5 protein-coding genes are annotated in these 5191 nt (G+C 69.0%); 1 reads left to right on the top strand and 4 read right to left on the bottom strand.

Annotated features, from left to right (window positions below; genetic code table 11):
• From AC1DP0_RS17705 to AC1DP0_RS17690, 4 genes are all read right to left on the bottom strand, one after another.
• On the bottom strand, positions 1 to 1255 hold a 1255-nt coding region (locus tag AC1DP0_RS17705; RefSeq protein WP_478086906.1), incomplete at its 3' end, for a glycoside hydrolase family 1 protein.
• The gene (locus AC1DP0_RS17700) at positions 1252 to 2145 is read right to left on the bottom strand and encodes a carbohydrate ABC transporter permease (protein WP_478086902.1); all 894 of its coding nucleotides are present in this window, start codon (positions 2143 to 2145) and stop codon (positions 1252 to 1254) included. The genes AC1DP0_RS17700 and AC1DP0_RS17705, both read right to left, overlap by 4 nt.
• Positions 2142 to 3137, bottom strand: coding sequence for a carbohydrate ABC transporter permease (locus AC1DP0_RS17695; RefSeq protein WP_478086900.1), 996 nt, complete (start codon positions 3135 to 3137; stop codon positions 2142 to 2144). Before AC1DP0_RS17695 ends, AC1DP0_RS17700 begins: the two co-directional genes overlap by 4 nt.
• An 87-nt stretch (positions 3138 to 3224) precedes the next feature.
• Positions 3225 to 4553 carry an ABC transporter substrate-binding protein gene (locus tag AC1DP0_RS17690; protein WP_478086896.1) on the bottom strand — a complete coding sequence of 443 codons (1329 nt, stop codon included), beginning with the start codon at positions 4551 to 4553 and terminating at the stop codon, positions 3225 to 3227.
• Positions 4554 to 4766: 213 nt separating this feature from the next.
• On the opposite strand from AC1DP0_RS17690, the gene AC1DP0_RS17685 reads away from it, so the two are divergent.
• On the top strand, positions 4767 to 5191 hold a 425-nt coding region (locus AC1DP0_RS17685), incomplete at its 3' end, for a PfkB family carbohydrate kinase (protein WP_478086893.1).

The following is a 5191-nucleotide window of genomic DNA, read 5'->3' as shown; positions in this document are numbered from 1 at the left end:
GCGCGCGGACGTATGCCGTCCGCCCGCGGTCGTCGACGAAGCCGTCCTCTTCGGGGACGTCGTCGAAGGCGGCGCCGTTCTCGGTGACGTGCAGGGTGACCCCGGCCGGCCCGGCATACTCCTCGTGCAGCCGGACGAGGAGGCGCGTCAGGCCCTCGGGCTGGATCTCCCAGTCCATCGCCGTGACCGGCAGCCCACGGGGGTGGCGGTGGGAGTCGTCGGCGGCGGGGAAGGGGGAGCGGGTGAACCGGCCGCCGTTGAGGCTGTCGGCGCGCGCGGCCGTCGGTGGCTCGTGGCCGATCGCCTCGCCGTTGTAGTAGTTGACGCCGAGGACGTCGATGGGCGTCGAGATGACCTCGAGGTCCCCGTCCATGATGTGGTCGGTCAGTCCCAGGTGGCGGACGTCCTCGAGGAGGTCGGCGGGGTAGGCGCCGCGGAAGATCGGGTCGAGGAAGATCCGGTTCATCTGCGCGTCGACGCGGCGGGCGGCGTCGACGTCTCGCGGGTCGGCGGGGTCGAGCGGGTCGGCCACGGTGAAGTTGAGCGTCAGGCCGAGCTCGAGCGCCGCGTCACGCTCCCGCAGCTCCTGCACGACCCGCCCGTGCGCGAGCATGAGGTGGTGCGCGGCGGCGAGGCCGTCGGAAGGCGAGGTGCGTCCGGGCGCGTGCAGGCCGGCCGTGTAGCCGAGGAAGGCCGCGCAGAACGGCTCGTTGAGCGTCGTCCACGTGCGCACCCGGTCGCCGAGGCGGTCGTGCACGGCCAGGGAGTAGTCGACGAACCGGTCGACGGTCTCGCGCGACGTCCACCCGCCGCGGTCCTCGAGCGCCTGGGGCAGGTCCCAGTGGTAGAGCGTCAGCCACGGCGCGATCCCCGCGTCGAGGAGCGAGTCGACGAGCCGCTCGTAGAAGTCGAGGCCCGTGGCGTTGACGGGTCCGCCGTCGGGGCACACCCGGTCCCACGACGTCGAGAAGCGGTAGGACTGCATCCCGAGCGACTTCATGAGGGCCACGTCGGCGGCATACCGGTGGTAGTGCTCGCAGGCGATGTCGCCGGTGTCGCCGTCGACGACGGCCCCCGGGGTGTGGCTGAAGGTGTCCCAGATCGAGTCGGTGCGGCCGTCCTCGTGACGGGCGCCCTCGATCTGGTAGGCAGCCGTCGCGACGCCGAGGACGAAGTCCTGGGGTACCGGGCGGGTCTGTGCCACAACGAGATCGGGGACGGTGAGGGGCTGGGGGCTACGCGTCTGCGCGGTCATCCCTTGACTGCTCCTTGCATGATGCCGGAGACGAGCTGCTTCCCGGCGAAGACGAACAGGACGATGAGGGGCAGTGCCATGAGCACGACCCCGTTGAGCACGAGCGAGTAGTCGACGAAGTAGGCCGCCTGCAGCTGCTGCAGGGCGACGGGCAGCGTCGGGTTGCCCGGGTCGAGGATGATGAACGGCCAGAAGAAGTTGGTCCACGTCGCGATGAAGGTGAACAGGCCGAGCATCGCCGCGCCGGGGCGGGCGGCGGGGAGGGCGACGGACCAGAAGGTCCGCAGGGTGGACGCGCCGTCGACGCGCGAGGCCTCGATGAGCTCGTCGGGCAGCGCCTCCTGCAGGTACTGCGTCATCCAGAAGACGCCGAACGCACTGACGGCGCTGGGCAGGATGACCGCCCACAGGCTGCCGATCCAGCCGAGCTTGCTCATGACGATGAACAGCGGCACGATGCCCAGCTGCGTCGGCACGGCCATCGTGGCGATGACGAAGACGAGCAGTCCGCTCCGGCCGCGGAAGCGCAGCTTGGCGAAGGCGAAGCCGGCCATCGCCGAGAAGAGCACGACGAGCAGCGACACCGTGGAGCTGACGAGGATGCTGTTGCCCAGGGCCTTCCAGAACGGGATCGTCGTGATGACGGTGCTGGCGTTCTGGAGGAAGTGGCCGCCCGGGATGAACGAGTACGGGTCCTGCACGATGGCGGCGGAGTCCTTGCTGCCGATGACGTAGGACCACCAGAGCGGGAACGCCGAGCCGACGAGGACGATCGCCAGGAAGACGTATGCCGTGGGGCTGGCCTGGGTGCGACGGACGAGTCTCGCGCCGCGCCGGGGGCGCAGGGCCGCGGGAGGTGCAGGTGTCGGCGGCAGGGTCGGGGCGGTCATCGCTGTCCCTTCGAGGCGATCCGGCGGGTGACGAGGAAGTTGACGACCGCGAAGACGACGACGATGAGGAAGAGCATCCACGCGACGGCGGCCGCGCGACCGAAGTTCTTCTGCGTCCAGCCGAGCTGGTAGAGGTAGAGCGTCAGCGTCTGCCACTGCCGGTCGGCGCCGCCCAGGCCGTACTGGTCGTACATCCGCGGCTCGTCGAAGATCTGCAGGCCGCCGATCGTCGAGGTGATGACGACGAAGATGATCGTCGCGCGCAGCTGCGGGATGGTGATCGAGAAGAAGGTGCGGACGCGTCCGGCGCCGTCGATCATCGCGGCCTCGTAGTAGTCGCGCGGGATGGCCTGCATGGCGGCGAGGAAGATCAGCGCGTTGTAGCCGGTCCACCTGAAGTTGACCATCGTGGCGATGGCGACGTGGCTCGGGAGGACGTCCTTGTGCCACTGGACCGGGTCGACGCCGACGAGACCGAGCAGGTGGTTGACGAGCCCGAACTTGTCGCCGAAGAGGTCGCTGAAGATCAGGGCGACGGCCACCGGGGCCACGACGTAGGGCAGCAGCACACCCATCCGCCAGAAGGTCCGGGCCCGCAGGCCGCTGTCGAGGGCGGCCGCGATGAGCAGGGCGGCGATGACCTGCGGCACGCTCGACAGCAGGAAGATGCTGATGGTGTTCTTCAGCGCGTTCCAGAAGTAGGGCTGCGCCAGCACGTCCGTGTAGTTCTTGAGCCCGACGAAGCTGCCCTGGCCGCCGATGAGGCTCCACTTGTGGAGCGAGACCCACGCTGTGTAGAGCAGGGGGAAGAGCCCGACGACGCCGAAGAGGATGAAGAACGGCGAGACGTACGCGTAGGGCGCGCCCATCTCGTCGAGCTTCGTCAGGCGCCGCCGCCATCTCGGCCGTGGCTTCATCGGCGAGCGCTGCACGAACGCGGGTGTCCCGGGGGACTCCGGATGCGTCGTGCGGGTGGGGGACTGAACGGTCATGGCAGTTCCGATGGTCGGGGGGACGGCTCGGTGCGGGGTGAGGTGTGCACCGGGCCGTCCCCTGGTCAGCTGGGTCGGCCGGTCAGGTCAGCCGAGGGCCTTGACGTCGCCCACCCACTTGTTCCACGAATCCTGCGGAGCGGTGCCCTGCTCGACCCGGGTCAGGGCCTGCTGCATCGCGTCGTTGATCGCGAAGTAGTGGGTGCCCTTGTACGGCGTCATGGTGACGGCCTTGGCGCGATCGGCGAAGATCTGGCCGGTCGGCGCGTCATTGAACGACGCGACCTTGAAGGAGAGCAGGTCAGGGCTCTCGAGGGCCTGCTTCTGGCTCGGGAAGGCACCGACCTTCTTGAAGGCCTTGACCTGCTGATCGGGCGCGGTCAGCCACGCGGCGAGCTCCTGGGCCTCCTTCGGGTGGGCACTCTGCTTCGGGACGGTCAGGTACGAGCCGCCCCAGTTGCCGCCGCCGCCCGGGAAGGTGTTGGCGACGTCCCAGCCCTTGACGCCCTTGGCGTTGCCCTCGATGACGCCGACCATCCAGCCGGGGCAGAGCATCGTCGCGAAGCCGTCCTTCTGGAAGCTGGCGGTCCAGTCGTCGCCCCACTGCTGGAGCTTGGCGGAGAGGCCGTCGGTGATGCCCGCCTGGACCACCTGGTCGTAGACCTTCTTGACGTCGGCGTTCTCGGTCGCCGTGATGCTGTCGTCGCTCGGGTTCTCGTAGGCGGCCGGGATCTGGTTGACCATGCCCTGGTAGGTGGCGCCGATGCTGTCGAAGAAGGGGACCTTGGACTTGGCCTTGAACTGCTTGCCGGCGGCGAAGTAGCTCTCCCACGTGTTGCCGAAGAGCTTGGCCACCGACTCACGGTCGCTCGGCAGGCCCGCGGCCTTGAAGAGATCGCTGCGGTAGCAGATGGCCTCGGGCCCGGAGTCCGTGCCGTAGCCGATGAGGTGGCCGTCGGAGTCGGTGGCGGCCTTGGCCTTCCAGTCCAGCCAACGGCCCTGGACGTCCGCGGAGTTGAGGTCATTGAACTTGTCGGAGTACTGGAGCATCTCTGGGAGCCAGTCGACCTCGACGGCCTCGACGTCGGCCATGCCGCTGCCGGCCGAGAGGCGGGTGAAGAAGTTGTCGCGGGCCTCGTTGGAGGTGGCGGCCTTCTTGTGGGTGACCTTGATGTTCGGGTGCGACTTCTCGAACTCGGGGATGAGCTCCTCGTAGCCGAACTGGTTGAAGGTGGCCAGCGTCAGGGTGACGGGGCCCTTGGCGCCGCCGGTGCTGCCGGCCTGCGTGGCGGCCCCGTCGGTGCCCGAGCCGGAGCTGCAGGCGGTGAGCGCCATCAGCCCGACGGTGAGGCTGGCGAGAACGGCATGGCGAGAGCGCATGGTGGGCGCGCCGATCCGGATGGAACGGGATGTCATGGAGAGCTCCTTTGGTCTCATCCCCAGTGTGGGTGTGGGAGCGCTCTCCGTGCGTGAACCTGAGCCGTGAGAGCGCTCTCACGAGGAGGATGGCGGCTTCCGACGGGATCGGTCAAGGGTCGTGACAATTCCGTGACCTGAACGCGCGGCCCGATCACCGCTAGCGTGGAGGTCCCGGCGGTTGCCCGGGCCCTGGCACCTGCGGGAGGTTCCATGACCGTCCACGACGTCGTCGCCATCGGTCGGGTGAGCGTCGACCTCTACCCGCTCCAGCACGGGGTGACGCTCGACGAGGCGCGCACCTTCGAGAAGTTCCTGGGCGGTAGCGCAGCCAACGTCACCGTCGCCGCGGCGCGCCACGGCAGGCGGGCGGCCCTCGTCAGCGCCGCGGCCGCAGACGCCTTCGGCCGCTTCGTCCACCGCCAGCTGCTCCAGCTCGGTGTCGACGACGCCTACGTGCAGACGATCACCGGCGGGCCACCCACGCCGGTCACCTTCTGTGAGATCTTCCCGCCGGACCACTTCCCGACCTGGTCCTACCGCTACCCGACCGCGCCGGACCTGCTCATCACCCCGGAATCCCTTCCGCTGCAGGCGATCCGAGAGGCCCGCGTCTACTGGTCGACGCTGACCGGACT

It is taken from the genome of Terrabacter sp. P5_B1, from assembly GCF_056400505.1.
This window is presented reverse-complemented; position numbering and strand designations above follow the sequence as displayed.

What these genes read in the sequence shown, in the direction of transcription:
- AC1DP0_RS17690 (WP_478086896.1), bottom strand. Translation starts at nt 4,553, where the DNA reads ATGACATCCCGTTCCATCCGGATCGGCGCGCCCACCATGCGCTCTCGC.
- AC1DP0_RS17695 (WP_478086900.1), bottom strand. Translation starts at nt 3,137, where the DNA reads ATGACCGTTCAGTCCCCCACCCGCACGACGCATCCGGAGTCCCCCGGG.
- AC1DP0_RS17700 (WP_478086902.1), bottom strand. Translation starts at nt 2,145, where the DNA reads ATGACCGCCCCGACCCTGCCGCCGACACCTGCACCTCCCGCGGCCCTG.